Genomic DNA, 20,679 nt, shown 5'->3' with positions numbered 1-20,679 from the left:
CGCCTGCTCGCCCCCGCGGGCGGGGCCTCTCAGCACGGGATGGTCGGTGGTTCTGCGATGCCGATGAAGTTCCCGGCCTTGGTCCGGATGTGGACCGACCACCCCAGAGCTGCGAGGTCGTCCGTGAGGGTCTCGGCATCGTGGAATACCTTCACGATGCGGTACTGGCGGCCGTCACCGAGTCGGCGCAGCGTCGCCGGGGTCGGCTGGTTCGCGAGGACTTCCTCGTATGTGGCTGCGGCAGGACCGTCGTCGATGAAGATCGCTTTGCCGCCTGGCGCGAGCGCGGCAGCGACGGTGTTCCAGAAGCCGGGCAACCGCGTCGGTGGAACATGGGAGAGCCAGAAGGCGAAGAACACGGTGTCGTAGCGTCGTGGCGGCTGCCACTCGAAGAGGTCAGCCTGAATGAACTGGACGGTGGGGGATGCGGTGCGCGCACGAGCGAGAACCAACACTTCGGCTGCCGCGTCGACAGCCGTCACCGAACGGGCCCGCGCGGCAAGTCTCGGGGTCCACTGGCCCGTTCCACAGGCCAACTCCAGCACATCCCCGGCAATCGGGAGGTCATCGACGACAGCCAGCAGCTTCTGCAGGCCTTCATACTCTGCATAGGACCGGTCGTATTCGGCCGCGCCGGCCCTGTAGTAGGCCATCTGCTCTGCCAGGAGAGCGTCGTCATCCATCCAGGTTCCTCTCATCCGGGTTCGGTCAGGCTCAGCTGGCCGGGTTGGTCGCCACAGACACCGTCGGTCTTCACCCTCGGGCAAGGTCAAGAGTCCGCTCCGGCGAGCCTGACCTGCCGGCCCGTTGGGCCGGATCGGGTCGCAGGAGTGAACATCGGACTCACGCGTGGGGCGCGGCGATCTGGCGAACGGCCAGTAGGTATGGCCGGCACCGTTGTTACCGAAGGGCATCGATCCGGGCCGTCCGCCGGTATGGACGCGACGGCAGCTGATGAACGGCATACGGTGGCGGACCCGGACCGGTGCCACTGACGCGATGTACCAGAACGCAACGGGCCCGGAGAGCGGGTCCATGATCTGTTCCGTCGCTGGCAACGAGACGGCACCCGGGCCAGGATCGTCACCCAGCTCCAGGCCCAGGCCGACGCGAAAGGCCTGATCACCTAGGACGTACATATCGACTCCACCGTGTGCCGGACCCGTCAGCACGCGGCCGGAGCGGCGCAAAAGGGGACCTGCAAAGGAGCCGCCCGGGGGCATCGCCGTCGAGCCGGGAGCGAGGCGATTCTCCGCAGTTCGAGCCCGTCCTGGAAGCGATCCAGGTGCCTCGAATCGGTCTTGGCCGACCCCGCAGGCGACCGAACCGGGTGCGAGCCGACAAGGCGTACGGCGCCCGCCGCGACAGGGATTACCTGCGAGGACGCGGCGCCAAAGCGGCCATCCCGGTCCGCCGCGGGCCGGGGCCACAATCGCCTGGAACTCGGCTCCCGGGGCGACTGACCGCCGAAGTGCGACACAACCGACTACTGCGAGCGTCACGAAGCAACCGTGCTGGTCGCGGTGCTCAACGAACTCTTTGTGACGGCCTGCCGGCTGACGGTCTAGTCTCCGCAGTCATGAACCGAAGACGCTCGAAGAAGCAGTCGAATCGCTTGGTCAGAGCGGCGATGATCGGGGACATCACGCTCGTCCGTCGTCTCCTGCAGGCCGGAGCGAGTCCGCAAGCAGCCGATTCCGGCGGCACGACCCCCCTGTACGCGGCGGCGGTCCAAGGAGCCACCGATATTGCCGATTTCCTCCTGCGAGCCGGCGCCGATCCTGATGTCGAAAGCGGCCACCGCACCGAGGGCACACCGCTGTGCGCAGCCGCTTGCTGGGGGCACACAGAAACCGTGCTCACACTCATCGCGGCGGGTGCGGACCCCAACCTCCGCGAAGACCACGGCACGGGCCGTTCGCCTTTGAGTTGGGCGATGGCCGGACCGTACCCAGAGACGATTGCGGCGCTGCTGTCTGCAGGGGCTCATCCGGCGAACGAAGCGCCCCAGGCGCACGCTTGACGACCGTCCGCGGCTCCATACCCCCGCCCCCGAAGGCCACTTTCCCAACAGACCCCAGGAGTGGCCCGCCGGTTCACTCGGGACTGGAGTGCTGGGACCACAGCGATCTCGGTGGGTCAAGGGGGACTTGAAGATCCCCTTCGACACGGGTGGCCGGGTCGGGTACGGAAGCACGAAAGCCAGCCTGGCGGACAGCGCCCTCGGCCCAGCGCTTGCAGTCGTGGCACAGGACACCTGGGTCAAGGTCACAACGCTGCACCGACCCCAGTTCGGGCGGATCCACCCGTTCGGCTACGACGGCTTGGGGGACACACCCGCAGCCCCGGCCAGTGCCTTGGCCGCGCGACATCACCGCCCTCACGTCGGCGGAGCCCGCCCAGCTAGGTGAACACCACCGACGCGTACGTGGTGCCGGCACGGTGAAAGTTGGTCCATGAGCACTGTCATGGATAGCGCGGAGATCGTTTTGTGGGTACGGCACGCGGACGGCCGGTGGTCGGCCAGGACGGTCTGGGTGGTGGTGCTCGACGGGGAGGCGTATGTCCGCTCGGCTTTCGGACGGCGCAGTGCCTGGTACCGCCGGGTCCTTCGGCACGCGGACACGGAGGCGGAGGTGGCCGGGGTCCGGCTGTCCGTCACGCTCCGGCCGGTGGACGCCCCCGAGCTCGTCCGGCGCGTCTCCGGTGCCTACCGGGCCAAGTACGGGTTGAGCTGGCCCGGCCCCGTGGAGTCGATGAACGGTGACGAGGCCGCGGCCACCACCATGCGACTAACGAATCTCGGGCACGCCTCGCAGTTGCCTGCGTGAGGTGAGCCCGAGCTTGCGGAAGATGTTGCGCAGGTGCGCATCGACCGTCCGCGGGCTGAGGAAGAGCTTCGCCGCCACCTCCTTGGAAGTGGAGCCGTCGGCGACCAGGCGTGCGATGTGCACCTCCTGCATCGTCAGTTGCTCCGACGCCTTCGACGAGCGGCTGCGGGCCTGCTCGCCCGTGGCGCGCAACTCGCCGGCGGCGCGCTCGGCGAACGCCTCCACCCCGAGGTCGGACAGCGACTCGTGCGCCAGCCGCAGCTCGGAGCGGGCGTCACGCCGTCGGCCCTGCCGGCGCAGCCACTCTCCGTACAGCAGATGTGCCCGGGCGCGGTAGACCACCAGTGTGCTGTCGTCGAGCAGACCGATCGCCTGCTGATAGGCGGACTCGTCCTCGGTCACCATGGCCCGCGCATACGCCTCGACGCCGAGCCCCCACGCCTGCCGGCCTGCCTGGACGCGTTCTTGGAGGGACGCGAGGGCCGCGGCGGCGAGTTCGGCCTCGCCGCACCGCATGGCCGCCTCGACCAACTCGGGCAGGGCAAGCCCCGCCGTGCCGACGGCGCCGTACTCGACCGCCAGCTTCGCCGCCTTCAGCGCGGCCTGGTAGTCGGCCAGGCCGTTGTTGAGCACGGCCGTCGCCCACTGCACGCTGAGGCTCATACGGTGATCCACCGACGCGAACAGTTCGACGGCCTCCTTGCGCCGCCCGCGTATCGCGGCCAGGTGGAGGCGCGGGTAGACCAGCGGTGCCGCGCCGGTGGCGTCGGCGATCGCCTCCTCCTCGGAGATCAGCTCCATCGCGGCACCGAAGTCGCCCCTGTGCACGGTCGCGGTGGCCTGCATGGCCAGTCCGATGGGCAGCGCGTGGAAGGACCCCGACTCGCGGCCCGCCGCGACGGCACGGCTGGCGATGCCGTAAAGGGCATCGAAGTCCCACAGCTCGGTGGCCACCATGAAGCCCAGTGACGGCCGCCTGGCCCACACCTCGTCGTCGGCGTCGCTGACGACCGGCCCGAGGATCTCCCCCGCCGCCGGATGCCCGTCGCTGACCAGGCTGATCAGGCCGGTCAGGACCGCCGCCGCACCGGATACCGGGTCGCCCGACGGCGGGGCCTTCCTGACGGCCTCCACCACGTGGTCGAGGCCGCCGAGAAGAAGGCCCATCTCGATGGCGTCCAGATAGCACTCCCGTGCCCAGGCAGGGTCGGAGGCCGCCAGCCGGGCGGCGGCACGCAGGAGGTACTCCGTGGGGCCTTCGTCGCCCCGGCGGCGGACGAACGACAGTCTGCCGCGAAGCAGGTCGGCCCTGGCGGCCTGGCTCGGATCGTAGGTCGGGACGGTGCTGAGCAGGTCGGCCGCCGCGTCGAAGTCTCCCACCGAGAGCTTGGCCTGGACCGCGGCGAGAACCCGCTCGGTGCGTTGGACCGGGCTGATCGTGAGCACGGCCGAGCGTTCGAGGAAGGCCGCCGCCGCCGCGATGCCGCCACGTTCCTGGGCGCGGGTGGCGGAGGCTTCCAGCTCGGCGGCGACCTGCTCGTCCGGGCCGGCACTGGCCTGGGCGCGATGCCAGGCCCGCCGGTCGGGGTCGACGACCGGGTCGGTCACGGCGGCCAGTGCCCCGTGCGCCCTGCGCCGCTCCTCCGGCGCCGCGGCGCGGTAGGCGGCCGAGCGGGCGAGGGGGTGGCTGAAGCGGATTCGGGTGCCGAACTCGACCAGCGGGACGGACTCCGCAGCGGCAGCCACGTCGATGCCCAGCAGTTCGGCCGCATGCCACAGCAGGCCGGGATCGCCGATCGGGTCGGCGGCGGCGACGGTCACCAGCAGCCGAGTCGCCGGCGGCAGGAGCTCCAGCCGGGACCGGAAGCTCTGCTCGATCACGCTGGGTACCGAGTCGGGCTGGGCGAATCCGCCCGCCATGCCGGCGAGTCCGGCGGTCCTGGGAAGCTCCACCAGCGCGAGGGGGTTGCCACGCGCCTCGGCCAGGATGCGGTCGCGCACCCGCTCGTCCAGCGGGGCGCGGATCGCCGCGGCCAGCAGCGCCCGGGCATCCGCTTCGCCAAGACCTTGAAGCGTATGGGCGGGCAGGTCGTCCAGCTCGGGCAGGCGGCTCGGCTCGCGCGCCGCGAACACAACGGCGATCGGCTCGGCCGAGACCCTGCGGGCCAGGAAGGCCAGCGCCTCGGCCGACGCCCGGTCCAGCCACTGTGCGTCGTCGACGACGCACAGCAGCGGGCGCTCCCGCACGGTCTCCACCAGGAGGCCCAGCGTGGCGACGCCGACCAGGAACGGATCGGATGTGCCGGTGTCGAGGCCGAAAGCGATCTCCAGCGCCTTACGGTACGGCGGAGGCAACGCCATCAGCCGGCCCGTCACGGGCGCGAGCAACTGGTGCAGCGCGGCGAACGGCAGCTCCGACTCGAACTCCGCGCCGGACGCCCGCATGACGAGGAACCCCGTCGCGGCCTCGTCCAGATGCCGCAACAGCACGCTCTTGCCGATGCCCGGCTCACCACGAAGGACCAGGGCGCCACCCCGGCCCTCCCGTGCCGCTTGGAGCAGGGCGTCGAGCTGCCGTATCTCGTCCTGACGGCCGATCAGCACGTCCGCGTATGTCTCGGGCATGTCCGAGAACCTAGGGGTTCGTGCGCCGCAGAATCCAGGCACGACCCAAGTCGCCCACGGAGTTGTATAGGCGATGACTACCGACGCGAGCGGCGGGCGCCCGCTGCGAGGGTCGAGCCATGACCCGCACCGCAACCCAACGGACCACCACCGGCTGGATACCGCTGGCGGTTCTGGCCACGGCCCAGTTCCTGGTCGTGCTGAGCACTTCGATCGTGAACGTCGCCCTGCCCCAGATCCGGGCCGGGCTCGATCTGTCGGACGCGGGCCAGGCATGGACGGTCAACGCCTACGTACTGGTCTTCGGCGCGCTGTTGCTGCCGGGCGGGCGCGCCGGCGACGTGTATGGCCTTCGCCGTGTGTTTCTGCTCGGCATCGGCCAGTTCGCCCTCTCCTCCCTGGGCGCGGCACTGGCGCCCACGGCGATCGTGCTGATCGTCTGCAGGGCAGCGCAGGGAATCGGCGCCGCACTGCTGGCGCCCACGGCGCTGGCCCTGGTGCTGACCCTCTATCCCGACAGGGAGCGGCGTGGCATCGCGCTCGGAGTGTGGGGCGCGGTCTCCGGTGCCGGCGGGGCGGCGGGCGTGCTGCTGAGCGGCCTGCTCACCAGCCTGTACGGCTGGCGTGCGGTGTTCGTCGTAATGGTGCCCCTCGCCCTGGCCGTCCTGGTGGCCGCCTGGCTGCTGGTCGGGGCCGACCGGCCACGCGGCGGAAGCCTGGACGCGGCGGGCGCGGTGACGGTGACGGCGGGACTGGTCGCGCTCACCTACGGCTTGTCAGGCCCCTGGCCGCTCGCGTTGATCGGTCTGGCCCTGCTCGGCTTGTTCGTGATGCTCCAGCGCCGCGCCGCCGACCCGCTGCTGCCGACACGCATGAGCGTGGTGGCGGTGCCCAACGTGCTGATGGCCCTGCTGGGCGCGGTCTGGCTCGGCCTGTTCTACTTCCTGCCCCTCTACCAGCAACGCGCCCTCGGCTACTCCCCCTTGGAGGCCGGACTGACCCAGCTTCCGCTCGCCGTCGTGATCACCCTCTCCTCGTGGGTCACCGGCAAAGTCTCCGGCCGCCACGTGCTCCCCGTGGGCCTGCTGGTCCTAGCGGCCGGACTGGCCTGGCTGTCCCGGACCCCGGCCGACGGCACGTTCCTCATCGACCTGCTCGGTCCGACGCTCCTCATCGGCATCGGGCTGGGGGTGGCCTTCGTCCGGCTCACCGCGATGTCCTCCGCCGGCATCCAGGCCACCGACAACGGCCTGGCCGGAGGGCTGGTCAACGCCACTCGGCAGATCGGCGGTGCCATCGGCCTCTCCTTCCTGAACCTGCTCCCCTCCTCCGGCGCGGCCTTCCTGGCCTGCGCCGCCCTGACCGTGCTCATCTCGGCTCTCTCGACGCGAAAGGCATGAAACATGACCCTGGACAAGCCGTACATCAGCGGCCACTTCGCCCCCGTCACCGACGAGATCATCGGCCGCGGGCTGAAGGTGCGCGGCGCCCTCCCGCCCGAGCTGAACGGCCGCTACTTCCGCAACGGCCACAACCCCAAGCCGGGCGTCACCCCCACCCACTGGTTCCGCGGCGAGGGCATGATCCACGGCGTCCGCCTCACGAACGGCCGGGCCGAGTGGTACCGCAACCGCTGGGTGCGCACCCCCTTCCTGGAGGGCGTGCCGTTCACCGGAACCGAGCTCGAAGTCAGCGCCGCCGCCACCAACATCATCTTCCACGGGGGCCGCTACCTGGCTCTGCAGGAGGCCAACCTGCCCTGGGAGGTCAGCGCCGACCTCGACACGATCGGCGTCCACGACTTCGGCGGCAAACTCACAGGCGCGATGACCGCCCACCCCAAAGAGGACCCGGAGACCGGTGAGCTGCACTTCTTCAGCTACAGCCCCTTCCCGCCGTACCTGACCTACTACGTGGCCGACGTGTCCGGCGAGATCGTCAAGTCGGAGGTCGTCGACGGCTCCGGCCCGTCGCTCATGCACGACTTCGCCATCACGCGCGAGCACGTCGTCTTCATCAACTCGCCCGTGGTCTTCGACCACGCCGAGCACTCCGGCATCCCCTACCGCTGGCACGACGACGTCCCGCTGCGCATCGGCGTGATGCCGCGCGCCGGCGGCACGACCACCTGGTTCGAGGTGGCGGACCAGGGGGCGCTGCTGCACGTCGCCAACGCCTACACCGACACGCAGGGCCGGATCGTCCTCGAAGCACCGCGCTTCGACCGGTCCGCCTGGGAGAGCTCGTGGAAGTGGTGGGTCGGCGCTCCCGGCTACGGCACCAGCCCCGACGCCGGCTCGACCTTCTACCGGTGGATCATGGACCCGGCCACGGGCAAGGTCACCAGTGAGTCCCTCAACGACCTGGCCACCGAGTTCCCGTCGATCAACGACGCACACACCGGCTCGGCCTACCGCTACAGCTACGCCATCGCCTTCCCCGGCGCAGGCCTGTCGGGCTACCACACCATCAAGTTCGACACGCGGACCGGCCAGGAGAAGCTGCTCGCGCACGGCGAGGGCCGGATGCCCGGCGAGGCCGTCTTCGCTCCCGCCGAGGGCGGGACCGCCGAGGACGACGGCTACCTGCTCACCATCGTCAGCGACCTCAAGTCCGATGTCTCGGAGCTGCTCGTCCTGGACGCGAGCGACCTGAGCACCGTGGCTGCCGTCGAACTCCCCCGCAGGGTGCCCGCCGGCATCCACGGCCACTGGATCCCCGACTCCGAACAGCCCGCCTGAACCGCCCCAGCCGCCCGGCCGCCACCTCGCCGATGCGGCCGGGCCTCCAACCCGTAAGACATCCACCGCCGCCGGAGACCCCCGACTCCGATCTGCCCGCCTGAACCGCCGAGCCGTCCGGGCCACCGTTGACTCCCCCTCACGGCGGCCCGGACCCCAACACCGAGGAACTGCCATGACGTACCCCACGACCATCGACGAGAACGCCCCCGTCATCGCCGACCACTCCATCCGGATCGCCGCTCCCCTCGATCGGGTCTGGCAGCTGCACACCGGGATCGGCTCCTGGCCCGGCTGGCAGCTCGCCATCACCGAGGCCCGGCTCGATGGCCCCGTCGCCCCCGGCACCACCTTCCACTGGTCCACAGCGGGCCTGTCCATCGACTCCACGATCTACGCCGTCGACGCGCCGCACCGCATCCTGTGGGGCGGTCCCGCGCACGGCATCACCGGCGTGCACGAGTGGAGGTTCACCGAGGATGGCGACGGCGTCGTGGTCCGCACCCGGGAGTCCTGGGCGGGCGCCCCGGTCGAGGCCGACCGGGACAACCTCGCCGCCGCGCTGAACGACTCACTCAGCGCCTGGCTCGACGCCCTGAAGAACGCGGCGGAGTAGGGACCGAGCCGCTCTTCCTCACCGATCGGATGGCGGCCGTCTTGCCGGCGATCACCGGCGGCCTGCTGGGCCGCCGGGCCAGCCGCCGTCTGGCACAGCCCGCACCACAGCAGGGCGAGGCACGACGAAGACCGCTCGTCCTGTAGGTCCCCGCCGCAGTCGTCGCCGCCCGGCTGGTCGCGGTACTGCTGCTGGCAACCGGCGGGGGCAGCTGGTCACCCACCGCTTCCTGCTCGGCCTGCCGGTCGCGGCCGGGGCGTCGGCTCTGGTCCTGGCCACGACGATCGGGATCTTCCTCCAGCCCCGACGCCGCTTCACCCTGCCCCCCCCCCGCGCACGGCACCGTACGACTGTCCTCTGGCAAGAGGATCGACGCACTCACCTTCAACGGCACCAACCCCGGCCCGGAACTGCTGCTCGAAAGGGCCAGTCGGTGGAGGTCACCCTGCACTGGCACAGCGTGGACGTCTAACGCTTCGTACCCGACCGCACCGACACGTACTGGTACCACACGCACCCGGACTCCGAACGCACTCTGGAACGCGGCCTGTTCGATGCGCCTCTCCCAGAGGACGGCCAGCAGGGCGCGCTACAGAGCGTGTTCACTCATCTGCGGCCGGGCGGAGAGGACCAGATCGGCGCCCTCGACCCAACCGGCAGCGCCGAACGCCGCGCGGTCGCGGCCGGCCTCCCGGTGACGGGACACCGCGTTCCGGGTCACCGCCCACGACGGCAATCGGATCGGCGAACCGGGAGAACTGAAGCCGGGCACGGGCCTGTTCCTCGCCGCCGACGGCCACTACGACGTGGCCTTCACCATGCCGGACGGCCCGGTGACGCTACGGCTGGACACCTCCGAGATCCTCGACAAGGCCGGCCTCGCCGTCAGCCCCGACGGGCGCGCCGAGCCCGCCACGCTGAAGCGGGGTAAGCTCTTCGACCGCCTGTCGTACTCGTTCACCTTCACCGGGTACGCATGCGCATCACCGCCCGGGGCCATCGACCACCCCATGCACCTGCACCGCTACCGGGCGGGTGATCTCGCGCAACGACAGGGCGGTCACCGGCGGTTCGGAGCCTCCCCTCTGGCGCGGGGAACTGTTCACAGCTGACGAACCGCCACGTCCTGCGCCGGCGGGAGTGGCCATGCTGCTCCTTCGTCACCTCTCCACGGCACCCTGCCGGCGCCCTGCCAGCGGCCGGACAACACCCCGCAGGGGCCGTCGCAAAGGGAAGCGTCGAGCGTGTCGGCGCATCGGTCGGCTGTGGCCCGGATCGGGCAGACACCTCCCGCCCGAGCGGCCGACGGCGAGGGTGCTGATGCTAGCCGCCAACGCGCTCTTTCACGGTGTCGCCACCTGGCTCCGCACCGTGGATGCTGCCGGGCGTGCGCAGATCGAGCCATCCCGCCTGGCGCTCAACCACGGGACGGCGCACTACGGATCCAGAATCCTTTCTTCCACCTCCGGCCCAGGTCAGCGGCCGGACGGCCTTCGTCGGCCTATCCGCGTAGCACCCGCTCGGATTGTCCGGATCACGGTCCCCTTCCCCGCTGATTGTCAGTGGCGTGCACCAGGGTGCCGTCCGCAGTCCCCGTCCGCGTCCACGTCTCGCCGAAGGAGACCGGTGCAGTCGCCGCCTTCACGCAATCCCCCGCTCGGGCTACGCCCCCTTCGCCGTCCCCTTGACGAGTGAATCGAACGAGCAGGTGCCACGCGCTCAAGCCGACGGCACTTGCCCGCAACGTCACGCATCGAACTTTCACTCGACCATTCGCCCGATGCGACCCGTATCGGCCTTGTGATCAGGACCGTTGTCCGGAGTGCTCTGCCCGTTCCACCTACCGAGGAGAACCCGTGAATCCCGTGCTCGTACCTGCCACCCCTCAGCCTGCGTTCGAAAACCCTCCGGCTCAGGCCACCTCCCCGACCGCTCTCCGACGCCCCGTTGACGCCCGCCGCGTTCTGTTCGCATCCGCATCACGCCCGTCTACGAGGTGGGGTGCGTGACCAACTCGACCATGCCCTCGGCGGCCCTGCTCGCCTGGGCCGCCAAGGAACTCGGTACAGACGTGTCCGTGGCACAGGACGCATCGTCCAAGGCACACGCCGCATCCCAGCCCCGCGAGAACTCCCGTGTCTGGGCCCTTGGTCGCCCTGATGGCATCCGGTTCTACGTCAAGGTCACGCCGAAGCCGGTGATGTACGAGCGGGAGACCTTCGCCCTACGGCACGCAGTTCCAGCGCTCGGCGCCGGCCACGGCCCACAGCTGCGCGCCTCGAGCGCCGCGCACCTGGCCCTCCTGTTGACCGCTGTCCCCGGCGCTCCGCTCGAGAGGCAGACGCTGACTCCCGCCGAGGAACTCCGCGCGCACCGGCGCGGTGGTGCTCTGCTGGCCCTGTTGCACGCGGCCGGTGAACTGTCAGGCCCCCACCGTGTTCAGGCCGAGCGGGCGCTGCAGACAGCCGCCGAGGGTGCCGACAAGCGCCTGCGACAGGCCGCAGACCGGCTGGCGCCGGCCGAGCACAAGCTGGTGCGCGACCTCGCAGCGCAACTGCGCGATCTGCCACCCCTCCCACTGGCGTTCATCCACGGTGACGCCTGGCACCGCAACCTCCTGTGGTCCCAGCACCTGGGGCAGGCCGCGTGGATCGACTTCGAGCGGTCACGGTTCGCGCCGGCAGTACAGGACTTCGTCCTGATGAGCTGCGGGATCTGGGCGGATCGGCCCGACCTGCGAGCTGCGTGGTTCCAGGGATACGGTCGCGACCTGCTACCCGAGGAACAGCACGCGCTGAAAGGGCTGGCGGCCCTGGACGCGGTGAACTGCCTCGTCTGGGGCCCCGCGCACGACGATCCCGCCGTCACCGTGCGGGGACGGCGCACCCTGGACCGGCTCATGGCGGGGGTGTTCGCATGACGTCGCCCCAGGACAAACAGGTGGCACCTGCGGTCGAGGCGGCGCCCGACACCGGCGAGACACTGGCCGTCCCGGCGGCACGGGCAGGGACTTTGCTACCGGCTGCGCCGCCCGAACTCGACTACAACGGGCGCAAGCACCGGCGGGCCATGGACGACGCGACGCTGTGGGAGATGGCCCGCCGGATCCCCACAGCACTGGCACAGACAGCCCGGCTCGCCTGGTCCGTCGACCGGCGCATGACGATCACTATCGTCGTGTGCCAGCTGCTGTCCGGCCTGGGGACGGCGGTGATGCTCAGCGCCGTCGCCGACGCCCTGCCGAAACTGACCACCGCCGAGACGCGCCAGGGGCTGGAACAGGCATGGCCGGCGCTGACCGTCGCGGTCCTGGCCATGGCCACCGGGGCGACCATGTGGATCCTCGCGGACTGGGCCACCCGGCGCCTGAACCCGAAGATCGCCTCGGCCGCCGACCTCACCCTGGTCGACCTGCACATGCGCGCCGAGCTCTCCGCTTACGACACCGAGGGCTTCACCGACCGCAGCCAGGCCGCGGAGATCGGGGCGTTGCGCGCCGTAGACCTCGCCGACGACGCGAAGACGCTCACGAACGGCCTCGTCCAGCTGGTCTCCGCCGCGACGGTCCTGACCTCACTGCACCCGCTGCTCCTCGGCGTGCTCCTGCTGTCCGTAATTCCGCGGGGCCTGGGTGGTGTGATCGCCGCCCGCATCGACTACCGCGTCCACGACCGGACCATCTCCGCCCGCAATGTGAGGGGCATGATGCGCTGGTGGCTGACCACCGCGGATCTCGCCGACGAGCTGCGCGCCAACACGATGCGCCCGTACCTGCACTTCTGGTACCGGACGATGTGCGACCGGGTCGAGGGCCGAGAGCTCGAAGGCGCTCGCCCGTACCTGCTCGTGACCCTGCTGGCCGCTTCGCTGGCAGGTGTGTTCACGCTCGGCATGTGGGCTTCGCTGGCCGCACTGGTGCTCACCGGCGCGATGTCGGCGGCGATCGCGGGCACGGCCGTCGTCGCCTCGCAGACCGCTGGACGCGCACTCAACTCCATCGTGCGCTACGGAGCGGTGATGTTCCATCACGGGCTCTACCTCAGTGACTACTACGCGTTCGTCGACGAGGTCCGGTCCATGGCCACGGCCCGGGGCACCACGCAGGTCAAAGCGCCCCAGCAGATCAGCCTCCAGCACGCCGGCTTCACCTACACGTCCAAGGACACCCCGGCGCTGCACCCGATCACGCTCACCCTCAACCGTGGTGAAGTCGTCGCCCTGGTCGGCGAGAACGGCGCCGGCAAGTCCACGCTGATCAGGTTGCTCACCGGGCTGACCACGGCCACGGAGGGAGCGGTGTTGTGGGACGACACCGATCTGGCCACCGCGGACGCGGAATCGGTGTGGCGGCACGTCGGTCTCGTCCCGCAGAAGAACGGGCACTGGCCGTTGGCGGCACGGGAGAACATCACCCTCGGCCAGCCTCGGGAGCACAACGACGACCGAGTCTGGGCGGCCGCTGAACAGGTCGGCATGGCCGACGCGCTGCGCGCTCTACCCGGACGACTCGACACCCTGCTGGCCCGATCGGTCTGGGGCGGGCACGAGCTGTCCGGCGGGCAGTGGCAGCGCCTGGCGTGCGGACGAGCCATGTACCGAGAGCCCGCCGTTCTCGTACTGGACGAACCGACCAGCGAGATGGACGCCCGCGGCGAGCACCAGATCTTCCGCGAGCTGCGCGCGATGGCGCCGGGCCGCATCACGATCGTGGTCACTCACCGGCTCGACAACGTGAAAATGGCTGACCGGGTCATCGTTCTCGACGGGGGCCGAATCCGCGAACAGGGGCGCTTCGAGGACCTCATCGCCACCGAGGGCAGTCTGCTCGGCGAACTGCACGCCCTCTCTCAAGACCGCTGACCATCCACACCACGGGGCCGTGCCGGATTGCGGCACGGCCCCTCGCCCCTTCCCCGACGCCTGACCAGGAACAGAGCAATGCCCAGCCTCACACCACCAGATCACACGAGCCGGGCGGTATGCGGTTGAGTTGCTCATTCCCTTCGCCAGGAGGCGAAGCTACTCGCGCTTCTCTGCCGGCGGAGCGGGTCCGCGCGTCGCCGACCTTGTCGACTCCCGGCGCCTGCCCGATCACTGAGTGTCGGTCAGTGTCAGAGAATCCGCTGGTGAGCAGTCTCGCCATCCCCCAGACTCGGATGTGTGCGCGGGGCCCTCAGTGATCAGCACACAACACCCGTGACCGGAGGAGGGGAACGAGGATGGCCCATCTGCGACTCGTCTGGGTCCTGGCCGGACGTGGTTGGGCCGACTGCGTCGTCAGCGACCACCAGGCGGAAGCCGAAGTCACGGCCTCCTATGTCACCGCTGCCCCCGAAGATCTCCTGACGGCGGTGACCCGGCTGATCGCCGGCCAGACCGAATGCCGAGCACAGTTCGAGGCCGAGCCCACCGCCTTCCGATGGATCTTCTACCGTGAAGGCACCAACGTCTGGATCCGCCTACTAGAGCTGGCCCACGGTAGTGACCACGACAACGCTGGGACCGAGATCTGGTCCACCCAGCAGAACATCGACGTCGTTGCCCGAGCAGTGATCCGCTGCTTCGACGAGGTCGTGAGGGAGTACGGCGAGAGCGCATACCGCGGCAAGTGGGGCGAGCACTTCCCCCGCACCGAGCTCGAAGCCCTCAGGACCGTGTGGCGCACACGTACTTGGGTCCCGTCAGTCCCGAGGAAGCCCTCTGACTGATCGTTTCAGAATGAGGACACCGCATCATCCGAGGGCGCGCGGCCCGTGCCGCGAGCCCGCTGCGTCGGCGATGAAAGTCGCTGTCCGGTTGCCGGAGCGCAGTGATAGGCATCCGGAGTGCAAAACACTCTGGACTTCCCCGACCTGCTGCGACTGATCGACGAGCGGTCGACCGCCTTCCGCACCGCGATCGCCGCCGCGCCCAGCCTCGACGTGCAGGTGCCGACCTGCCCCGAGTGGACGCTGTTCGACCTGGTGCAGCACCTGGGCGAGGGGCGCCGCGCCTGGGCCGCCACCATCGCCGCAGGGCCTGACGCCACGACCAAGTCCGCACCGCAGGGCGACCCGGCCGCACCTCTGGAGCGCGAGGCCCTGTTGGCCTGGCTGGCCGAATCGACGCAGGAGCTACTGGACGCACTGCGGGAGGCCGGCCCGGATCGCGGTTGCTGGGCGTGGTGGGGCAAGTCTCAGTCGCCGCAGACCTGCGGTGCCGCCGCCCGACGCCAGCTCCACGAGATCGCGGTGCACACCTACGACGCCCAGCTCACCCTGGGCGCCCCGCAGCCGTTACCGGACGAGGTGGCACTCGACGGCGTCGAGGAGTTCCTGTACACCATCTGCACAACGACGGTCGCCTGGCCGCACGAGCCCGCTGCTGTCGATTACCACGCCACCGAGGGCCGCTCCTGGCGCAACTGGCTCTCCGCCGAAGGCGCACGAGCCGCCCGCCTGTCCACACCCGGCACAATGCCCGCCACCGCCGCGAACGAGGACCCGGACGCGGCCGACGCCTCCGCCCGAGGCACGGCCAATGAGCTGGTCCTCGCCCTCTACGGCCGTATTCCGTTGGACTCCCTGAAACTCGACGGCAACCGACGCCTCTTCGACCAGCTCGTGGCCTGGGACCCGAAACGGTAGGACATGACGGTGCGCCACCTCGTCCGCCCCGAGGGCACGCCTCGGCCGTGGATCGAGTCATGGCACGTCCGTCCCCCCACCCTCCTGAGCTTCATGAGCGTCACCGCAATCGTCGACTCCGTCACTTCGAGCCGTAGTACAGCCTGAGGAACTCCTCCATCGCCGCGTCGACGCCGGCGCGGTCACCGGTGGCAAGCAGGTCGAGCAGCAGACCGCGGACGGTGGCGAGTCCCAGCCTGGCGCGATTCCGCGCCGTGGCAGGGTCCGCCCCTACGGCGACCTCGGCAGCCTCCAGCGGCCCCAGCCAGTCGTTCACGAGCCCTTCGAGGACTGGGGCGGCCTCGGGACGGCCTCGTAGCGCGTGCGCGTAGATTTCGAAGAAGAGCCGCTCCTGGTCGGCCAGTCGAGGGTCCGTCAGCTGCTGCCAGAGGAGCCGCGCAGCATCGGCGGGCAACACACCGGGTTCGAGGCGGAGCCGGGACAGCAGATCGCGCTGGCGCTGCTCCGACGTCCGGACGATCTCGACGAGCAGCTGTTCCTTGGAGCCGAAGTAGTGGATCAGCATGCGGTGACTGACGCCGATCGCGGCGCCCAGGCCGCGCAGGCTCAGGTCCGCGATGCCGTGTGCCGCAACGTAGTCGACGGCCGCGTTCACCAGTTCAGCGCGCCGGTCCCGGTCCGTGCCGGGCGCGGCCTCGCTTTGAGGATGAGAGCCGTCCGCATTCACCACGTCGCAAGTGTACCAATTGGTACATGCGCTATGTACCGTGTGGTACATGAAGTCTGTCACCGTGTCGATCGACGTACCGCAGACGCCCGAACAGGTCTACGACTTCCTCGATGTCATGGCTCACCATGAGCGATTCACCAACCATTACCTGACCAACTGGCGCTACAGCGGCCCCGACCGGGGCATCGCATCGTGCGCCACGGTCACAGCCGCGCTGGGCGGCACGACGACCGACGTCACCGTCGAGGTCGTCAAGTGCGACCCACCGCGGCGCATCGTCGAACGGAACGTCAGCGCGGCCGGCCGACGCCTGGCCCACGGCACCTACATCATCGAACCGCTGCCGACCGGCGGGAGCCACGTATCGTTCACGTACGCCTGGGCGCGCGCCCCGCTCGCCGAGCGCCTGCTGGCACCCGTCGTGCGAGCCGCTGTGCGGCGCGCCAACCGCACTGTCATGCGACGCCTGGCCACCGAGTTGGCTCGCCACACATCCGGTGCCGGATCCTGACACCCGTGCACATGCCGGCTCTTCTGCCCCCGCACCGTACGACAGGGGCGACGGCGGCGACGCTGAACGTGCACGCGGGCGGTGGGGACCGGCTGGCGCTGGCAGGTTCCGGCCCAGTACCGGATGGCGACGACGGAACTGATGCACCCGGTGATCGCACCCGAGGTGCGGATCGAGCAGACCCGGATCCGCCTGGCCAAGCTCCGCGACGAGGGCCTGGTGGACCGCGTCACCCTGCCGCAGGCCGGACGCACGCGAGTCTGGGCCACCCAGTACGGCGTGCACCTCGCATGCGAGTGGCCCGAACTGCGGGACTGGCGGCCGCCGAGGCTGATCGCCGACCGCACCGCCGCCAGGCTGCGTGTGGGGCACGCGCTGACGGTGGGGGAGACAGGGCACGTCTTCCTGCAAGACGCCCGCCGCCGCGTCGACGTGTGCCGGCCACTGGACTGGATTCCCGAGGTCCACCACCCTCTCGGCAACGGCAAGCGGCTCCAGCGAGTAGCAGACCTGCGCGCCGTGATCATGGAGCCGCCGGATCTCCCGGTGTCTCAGCTCCCGGGAGCCTTCAGTCGCGGTGGCAGCCGGCCGCCGGACGACGACCGTGCCGACCTCGGCACCCTCAGCCAGGCCGCGAACCCGCGGCCATCCCTCACGGCGCCACGGCTCGGGCTGCCCATAAAGGTCGGTGATGGTGTCGACGGCGGTCAGGCCACGCGACTTCGCGAACTGCTCGCCCTGCTCGACGCGCACGTACAGCACGGCCCGTCCGACGGGGGAAGTTTCGTTGTGCCGCCGCTCCGTAGCTGTCATGGGGACCTCGTGGTGACCACCGCCGACGTCGTCGCCGAACTCCTCTCCCTCGCGGCCGAACTCAAGGTAGGCGGCCTTGCCGCGGACCCGCTCCCCACGCCATTGCCGTAGGTCGAGTGGGCGTAGGAGACCCCCGACGAGCCGGGCCGACGTATCGTCCTGACCTCCTGACGCCCGCCGTGTCCGACTACCTGCACGGCCCCAACTTCCGTCGACCGAGGGGGCAGTGGTCGGTCAGGACGCTTCCGTCAGAGCCTGCGCATCCGCCTCGGGCTCCTTCGACGCGGTGGACGCCGTCCGGCCCGAGCCGCCGCCACGGCTGAGGTGCACACCGAACGCCGACGTCGCCAGGCCCAGTACGGCGGCTGTGCACCAGACGATCCGGAAGTCGTGAAGTGGGTCGGCACCGATGCGTGAGCCGACCACCGCGACCAGGACTGCGACGCCGACCGTGGTCGAGATCTGGCGGACGGAGTTGACCAGAGCCGACCCGGTCGCCGCACGGTGCCCCGGAACGGCGTGCACACCGGCGGCCACCAGAGTGCCCAGGGCCAGACCGACACCCGCACCGGTCAACAGCTGGCTGGGCAGCAGGTCACGCAGATAGTCCGGCGTGACGGACGCGCAGCACGCGAGCCAGACCATGCCGCCGGCGAACAGCAACCCGCCCGCGGCAACGAGCGGTCCGTGCCCGAAGCGCTGCGCGGCGCGGGCGGTCAGAAGGCTGACGACCGGCACGAGGGCGGGACCGGGAACCAGGGCGACACCGGTGCGCAGCGCGCTCCAGTGCCAGACTTCCTGGCACCACAGCACATTCGACAGCAGCATGATCGCGAAGGCGACGCCGAACACGAGGCTGCCCGCGTTGGCCGCTCCGAAGCGCGGCAGTCGCAGCAGGTCCAGCTCGAACAGCGGGTGGGGGTGCCGCAGGGACCTGAAGACGAACGCGGCACCGCTGATCACAGCAACGGCCAGGAGCAGTACGGTCATAGCGCTCGTCCAGCCCCAGTCGGGTGCCTGCACCAGCGCCCCGGACAGCGCCGTGACCGAGGAGATGACCAGCAGGGCGCCGGGGAGGTCGGGCAGCGGTCCGGCCTCCCGGGCGGCCGGCTTCGGCAGGACCGATCGGCCGGCGACGAGCGCCGTGATGCCGATGGGCACGTTGACGGCGAAGACCCACCTCCAGTCCACCTCGGCCAGGAGGCCGCCGGCGACGGGCCCGGCGGCCGCGGCGAGTCCGCCGACCGCAGCCCAGTTCCGGGTGGCCTCGGTGCGGCGCTCGGTCGGCACCGACGCCAGCAGCAGGGCCAGGGACGTCGGAATCTGGGCGGACGCCCCGACGGCCTGCACCACCCGGGCCACGACGAGGGTCCCCAGGTTCGGGGCCAGGGCACAGGCCAGCGACGCGAGGGTGAAGACGGTGATCCCAGCGAGGAAGACCGGCCGCTGGCCTATGCGGTCGCCGGCACGCCCGGCCACCACCAGCAGCGCGGCGAAGGTGATCGCGTAGGCGTTGAGGACCCAGGACAGCGAACCGAGGGTCGCGCCCCTGCCACCCCCGGAAAACGTCTCTCCCATGGCCGGAAGCGCGACGTTGACGATCAACAGATCCAGGTTGGTCATGAAGACCGCCACCAGGACGACCACGGCGGCCGTTCGAGGGCGCTTTGGAAATCGAAGCATCGCAGTCATGGCGCAAGCCAAGCACAGGGCGGTTTGGAAATCAAACCCTGTCGGAGTGATACTGGGCCGGTGACCATGCGCATCGATCCCCAGGACATGGCCGGACGCCCCTGCTCGCTCGCGGCCGCCCTGCAGATCGTCGGCGACCGATGGGCCCTGCCGGCGATCCGCGAGGTGATGCTCGGCAACCACCGGTTCCGACAGATCGCCAGGAACACCGGTGCCCCCACTGACCGCCTGGCGGCGCGCTTGAAGGCGCTGGTGGAGAGCGGCGTCCTCGAACGGCGCCCGCTGCCGGACGACGCACGCTACAGCGGCTACTACCTGACGGAGGCGGGGCGCGATCTCGGAGCCATCACCCGCGAGCTCATCGGCTGGGGCGACCGCTGGGTCGTCACCACGCCGCCCAGCCGAATCCGTCACCGGGACCACGACCTCGTCACCCGCACGGTCTGCGAGACCTGCGGCGAGCAGGTCCACGGCGAGGACATCCACCGGGAGGAGCTGATCCCCGGCTGGGACGCGTCCGGCCCGGTTCAAGCCCCGTAGACCGTGCGGTGGCCGTCGATCCCGCCCCGGAACGGGCGCGTGATCTCGGAACGGTCGCCGGCCCGGAAAGTCCCGCGGATGATCGAACAGGCGTCCGGGCTGCGCACTCGCCGACGGTCCATGGCATGCGCGCAAACCCGGCCCTGTTCATGCGCGGCTTCCACGAGCACCGCGGCGCCGGCTGCGATGTCGCGCAAGCACCCGCCAACGCGTCGGACAATCTGCGCCGACGGGGGGCCACCCCGCCTCGCATTGGGCAGCCTTCCAAGCGCCTGGCCCCTGATCCTCTGTTGCGCGCCTTCGTGTCCCGAACCCGCACCTTCCTGGGACCGTTGTCGGTGGCTTCAGCGCGGCTCAGCCGCTGCCGCCGGTGCCGCCACGACCCCCCATGCCGCCGGTCTCGCAGCCGAGACCGAGGCAGATCCCGCCGGTGCCGCCCTTGCCGCCGCGGCCGCCGTCACCGGTGCCCACCGCGACCCCGCCCGTCCCGCCAGTGCCGCCGTTCGCGCTGCCGCCGCAGATCCCCGCGCAAATCCCGCCCTTGCCACCGATGCCGCCCTCGCGGCCCGGTTCGCCGGTCGTCCCGGTGCCGCCGTTGGCGCTGCCCTCGCACAGCCCTGCACAGATCCCACCCGTGCCGCTGGTGCTCCCGTTGACGGTTCCGTTACAGCTGCCCGCGCACACCCCGTCGCCGAAACGGACGCTGCCGTCGCCCACCGTGACGGTGCCGAACGACCCGCCGCCGAGCTGCCCGCCACCGCCACCCGACTGGGCCCCGTCGGCGGGAACCTGCCGGACGGCAGCCGTCGTGGCCGTATGGCCCTGCGGCATCGCCGCCGCCATCGCGGTCGGCGCCAGTGCTCCGGCCGCCAGACCGGCGGTCAGGGCAGTCGAGACAGTGAGACCAAGACGGGCCTTCCAAGAAGGCATACGCATGACATTCGCCTTTCCAAA

Annotated in this window: 20 protein-coding genes; 13 read left to right on the top strand and 7 right to left on the bottom strand. The window is 70.4% G+C overall.

What is annotated here, in order from left to right:
• Positions 1–29: 29 nt before the first annotated feature.
• Positions 30–683: a class I SAM-dependent methyltransferase gene (locus tag ACIPSA_RS27995; protein ID WP_402639221.1), complete on the bottom strand. Its 654-nt coding sequence runs from the start codon at positions 681–683 to the stop codon at positions 30–32.
• An 896-nt stretch (positions 684–1,579) separates the two neighbouring features.
• Here ACIPSA_RS27995 and ACIPSA_RS27990 point away from each other — a divergent pair.
• Positions 1,580–2,023, top strand: a complete 444-nt coding sequence (locus tag ACIPSA_RS27990; RefSeq protein ID WP_402639219.1) for an ankyrin repeat domain-containing protein — start codon at positions 1,580–1,582, stop codon at positions 2,021–2,023.
• Positions 2,024–2,456: 433 nt separating this feature from the next.
• Positions 2,457–2,831 (top strand): DUF2255 family protein, encoded by a 375-nt coding sequence (locus ACIPSA_RS27985; protein WP_402639217.1) that lies wholly within the window; start codon positions 2,457–2,459, stop codon positions 2,829–2,831.
• Here ACIPSA_RS27985 and ACIPSA_RS27980 read toward each other — a convergent pair.
• The gene (locus tag ACIPSA_RS27980) at positions 2,793–5,456 is read right to left on the bottom strand and encodes an AAA family ATPase (RefSeq protein WP_402639215.1); all 2,664 of its coding nucleotides are present in this window, start codon (positions 5,454–5,456) and stop codon (positions 2,793–2,795) included. The two genes, ACIPSA_RS27985 and ACIPSA_RS27980, sit on opposite strands and share 39 nt — an antisense overlap.
• A gap of 119 nt (positions 5,457–5,575) precedes the next feature.
• On the opposite strand from ACIPSA_RS27980, the gene ACIPSA_RS27975 reads away from it, so the two are divergent.
• The 3 genes from ACIPSA_RS27975 (at position 5,576) to ACIPSA_RS27965 (ending at position 8,813) form a co-directional block, all read left to right on the top strand.
• Positions 5,576–6,856, top strand: coding sequence for an MFS transporter (locus ACIPSA_RS27975; protein ID WP_402639213.1), 1,281 nt, complete (start codon positions 5,576–5,578; stop codon positions 6,854–6,856).
• Positions 6,857–6,859: 3 nt separating this feature from the next.
• A complete protein-coding gene (locus tag ACIPSA_RS27970) occupies positions 6,860–8,197 on the top strand; it encodes a carotenoid oxygenase family protein (protein WP_402639211.1) in 1,338 nt (445 codons plus the stop codon).
• A 175-nt stretch (positions 8,198–8,372) separates the two neighbouring features.
• Positions 8,373–8,813, top strand: coding sequence for an SRPBCC family protein (locus ACIPSA_RS27965; RefSeq protein WP_402639209.1), 441 nt, complete (start codon positions 8,373–8,375; stop codon positions 8,811–8,813).
• A gap of 589 nt (positions 8,814–9,402) precedes the next feature.
• Here ACIPSA_RS27965 and ACIPSA_RS27960 read toward each other — a convergent pair.
• Positions 9,403–9,534 (bottom strand): hypothetical protein, encoded by a 132-nt coding sequence (locus ACIPSA_RS27960; RefSeq protein WP_402639208.1) that lies wholly within the window; start codon positions 9,532–9,534, stop codon positions 9,403–9,405.
• An 85-nt stretch (positions 9,535–9,619) separates the two neighbouring features.
• On the opposite strand from ACIPSA_RS27960, the gene ACIPSA_RS27955 reads away from it, so the two are divergent.
• From ACIPSA_RS27955 to ACIPSA_RS27935, 5 genes are all read left to right on the top strand, one after another.
• Positions 9,620–9,925, top strand: a complete 306-nt coding sequence (locus tag ACIPSA_RS27955) for a hypothetical protein (protein WP_402639207.1) — start codon at positions 9,620–9,622, stop codon at positions 9,923–9,925.
• Between the two features lie 893 nt (positions 9,926–10,818).
• Positions 10,819–11,733, top strand: coding sequence for a phosphotransferase (locus ACIPSA_RS27950; protein WP_402639205.1), 915 nt, complete (start codon positions 10,819–10,821; stop codon positions 11,731–11,733).
• Positions 11,730–13,673 carry an ATP-binding cassette domain-containing protein gene (locus tag ACIPSA_RS27945; RefSeq protein ID WP_402639203.1) on the top strand — a complete coding sequence of 648 codons (1,944 nt, stop codon included), beginning with the start codon at positions 11,730–11,732 and terminating at the stop codon, positions 13,671–13,673. The genes ACIPSA_RS27950 and ACIPSA_RS27945 overlap by 4 nt, the downstream gene beginning before the upstream one ends.
• 359 nt (positions 13,674–14,032) lie before the next feature.
• Positions 14,033–14,521 carry a hypothetical protein gene (locus ACIPSA_RS27940; protein ID WP_402639201.1) on the top strand — a complete coding sequence of 163 codons (489 nt, stop codon included), beginning with the start codon at positions 14,033–14,035 and terminating at the stop codon, positions 14,519–14,521.
• A gap of 117 nt (positions 14,522–14,638) precedes the next feature.
• Positions 14,639–15,439: a maleylpyruvate isomerase family mycothiol-dependent enzyme gene (locus ACIPSA_RS27935; RefSeq protein WP_402639198.1), complete on the top strand. Its 801-nt coding sequence runs from the start codon at positions 14,639–14,641 to the stop codon at positions 15,437–15,439.
• Between the two features lie 121 nt (positions 15,440–15,560).
• On the opposite strand, the gene ACIPSA_RS27930 is transcribed toward ACIPSA_RS27935, so the two are convergent.
• On the bottom strand, positions 15,561–16,169 hold the full coding sequence (locus ACIPSA_RS27930) for a TetR/AcrR family transcriptional regulator (RefSeq protein ID WP_402639196.1): 609 nt from the start codon (positions 16,167–16,169) through the stop codon (positions 15,561–15,563).
• Positions 16,170–16,215: 46 nt separating this feature from the next.
• On the opposite strand from ACIPSA_RS27930, the gene ACIPSA_RS27925 reads away from it, so the two are divergent.
• Both ACIPSA_RS27925 and ACIPSA_RS27920 read left to right on the top strand, forming a co-directional pair.
• Positions 16,216–16,680, top strand: coding sequence for an SRPBCC family protein (locus tag ACIPSA_RS27925; protein ID WP_402639194.1), 465 nt, complete (start codon positions 16,216–16,218; stop codon positions 16,678–16,680).
• Between the two features lie 81 nt (positions 16,681–16,761).
• A complete protein-coding gene (locus ACIPSA_RS27920) occupies positions 16,762–17,604 on the top strand; it encodes a replication-relaxation family protein (RefSeq protein WP_402639192.1) in 843 nt (280 codons plus the stop codon).
• Positions 17,605–17,727: 123 nt separating this feature from the next.
• Here the strand turns inward: ACIPSA_RS27920 and ACIPSA_RS27915 are convergent, their stop codons facing one another.
• Positions 17,728–19,176 carry an MFS transporter gene (locus ACIPSA_RS27915; protein ID WP_402639190.1) on the bottom strand — a complete coding sequence of 483 codons (1,449 nt, stop codon included), beginning with the start codon at positions 19,174–19,176 and terminating at the stop codon, positions 17,728–17,730.
• Between the two features lie 75 nt (positions 19,177–19,251).
• Here ACIPSA_RS27915 and ACIPSA_RS27910 point away from each other — a divergent pair, with 75 nt between their 5' ends.
• The gene (locus ACIPSA_RS27910; protein ID WP_402639311.1) at positions 19,252–19,725 is read left to right on the top strand and encodes a winged helix-turn-helix transcriptional regulator; all 474 of its coding nucleotides are present in this window, start codon (positions 19,252–19,254) and stop codon (positions 19,723–19,725) included.
• On the opposite strand, the gene ACIPSA_RS27905 is transcribed toward ACIPSA_RS27910, so the two are convergent.
• Together ACIPSA_RS27905 and ACIPSA_RS27900 are read right to left on the bottom strand one after the other, a co-directional pair.
• The gene (locus ACIPSA_RS27905; protein WP_402639188.1) at positions 19,713–19,922 is read right to left on the bottom strand and encodes a hypothetical protein; all 210 of its coding nucleotides are present in this window, start codon (positions 19,920–19,922) and stop codon (positions 19,713–19,715) included. The two genes, ACIPSA_RS27910 and ACIPSA_RS27905, sit on opposite strands and share 13 nt — an antisense overlap.
• Before the next feature lie 157 nt (positions 19,923–20,079).
• Positions 20,080–20,661 (bottom strand): hypothetical protein, encoded by a 582-nt coding sequence (locus ACIPSA_RS27900; RefSeq protein WP_402639186.1) that lies wholly within the window; start codon positions 20,659–20,661, stop codon positions 20,080–20,082.
• Positions 20,662–20,679 lie beyond the last annotated feature (18 nt).

Source organism: Streptomyces sp. NPDC086549 (assembly GCF_044746205.1).
Taxonomy (GTDB): domain Bacteria; phylum Actinomycetota; class Actinomycetes; order Streptomycetales; family Streptomycetaceae; genus Streptomyces.
The sequence above is the reverse complement of the archived record's forward strand: the minus strand, read 5'-3'. Positions and strand labels throughout refer to the sequence as shown.

Coding starts and splice junctions, on each gene's coding strand:
- ACIPSA_RS27995 (WP_402639221.1), bottom strand. CDS start 683: ATGGATGACGACGCTCTCCTGGCAGAGCAGATGGCCTACTACAGGGCC.
- ACIPSA_RS27940 (WP_402639201.1), top strand. CDS start 14,033: ATGGCCCATCTGCGACTCGTCTGGGTCCTGGCCGGACGTGGTTGGGCC.
- ACIPSA_RS27985 (WP_402639217.1), top strand. CDS start 2,457: ATGAGCACTGTCATGGATAGCGCGGAGATCGTTTTGTGGGTACGGCAC.
- ACIPSA_RS27970 (WP_402639211.1), top strand. CDS start 6,860: ATGACCCTGGACAAGCCGTACATCAGCGGCCACTTCGCCCCCGTCACC.
- ACIPSA_RS27965 (WP_402639209.1), top strand. CDS start 8,373: ATGACGTACCCCACGACCATCGACGAGAACGCCCCCGTCATCGCCGAC.
- ACIPSA_RS27975 (WP_402639213.1), top strand. CDS start 5,576: ATGACCCGCACCGCAACCCAACGGACCACCACCGGCTGGATACCGCTG.
- ACIPSA_RS27910 (WP_402639311.1), top strand. CDS start 19,252: ATGCGCATCGATCCCCAGGACATGGCCGGACGCCCCTGCTCGCTCGCG.
- ACIPSA_RS27990 (WP_402639219.1), top strand. CDS start 1,580: ATGAACCGAAGACGCTCGAAGAAGCAGTCGAATCGCTTGGTCAGAGCG.
- ACIPSA_RS27915 (WP_402639190.1), bottom strand. CDS start 19,176: ATGCTTCGATTTCCAAAGCGCCCTCGAACGGCCGCCGTGGTCGTCCTG.
- ACIPSA_RS27900 (WP_402639186.1), bottom strand. CDS start 20,661: ATGCGTATGCCTTCTTGGAAGGCCCGTCTTGGTCTCACTGTCTCGACT.
- ACIPSA_RS27980 (WP_402639215.1), bottom strand. CDS start 5,456: ATGCCCGAGACATACGCGGACGTGCTGATCGGCCGTCAGGACGAGATA.
- ACIPSA_RS27945 (WP_402639203.1), top strand. CDS start 11,730: ATGACGTCGCCCCAGGACAAACAGGTGGCACCTGCGGTCGAGGCGGCG.
- ACIPSA_RS27925 (WP_402639194.1), top strand. CDS start 16,216: ATGAAGTCTGTCACCGTGTCGATCGACGTACCGCAGACGCCCGAACAG.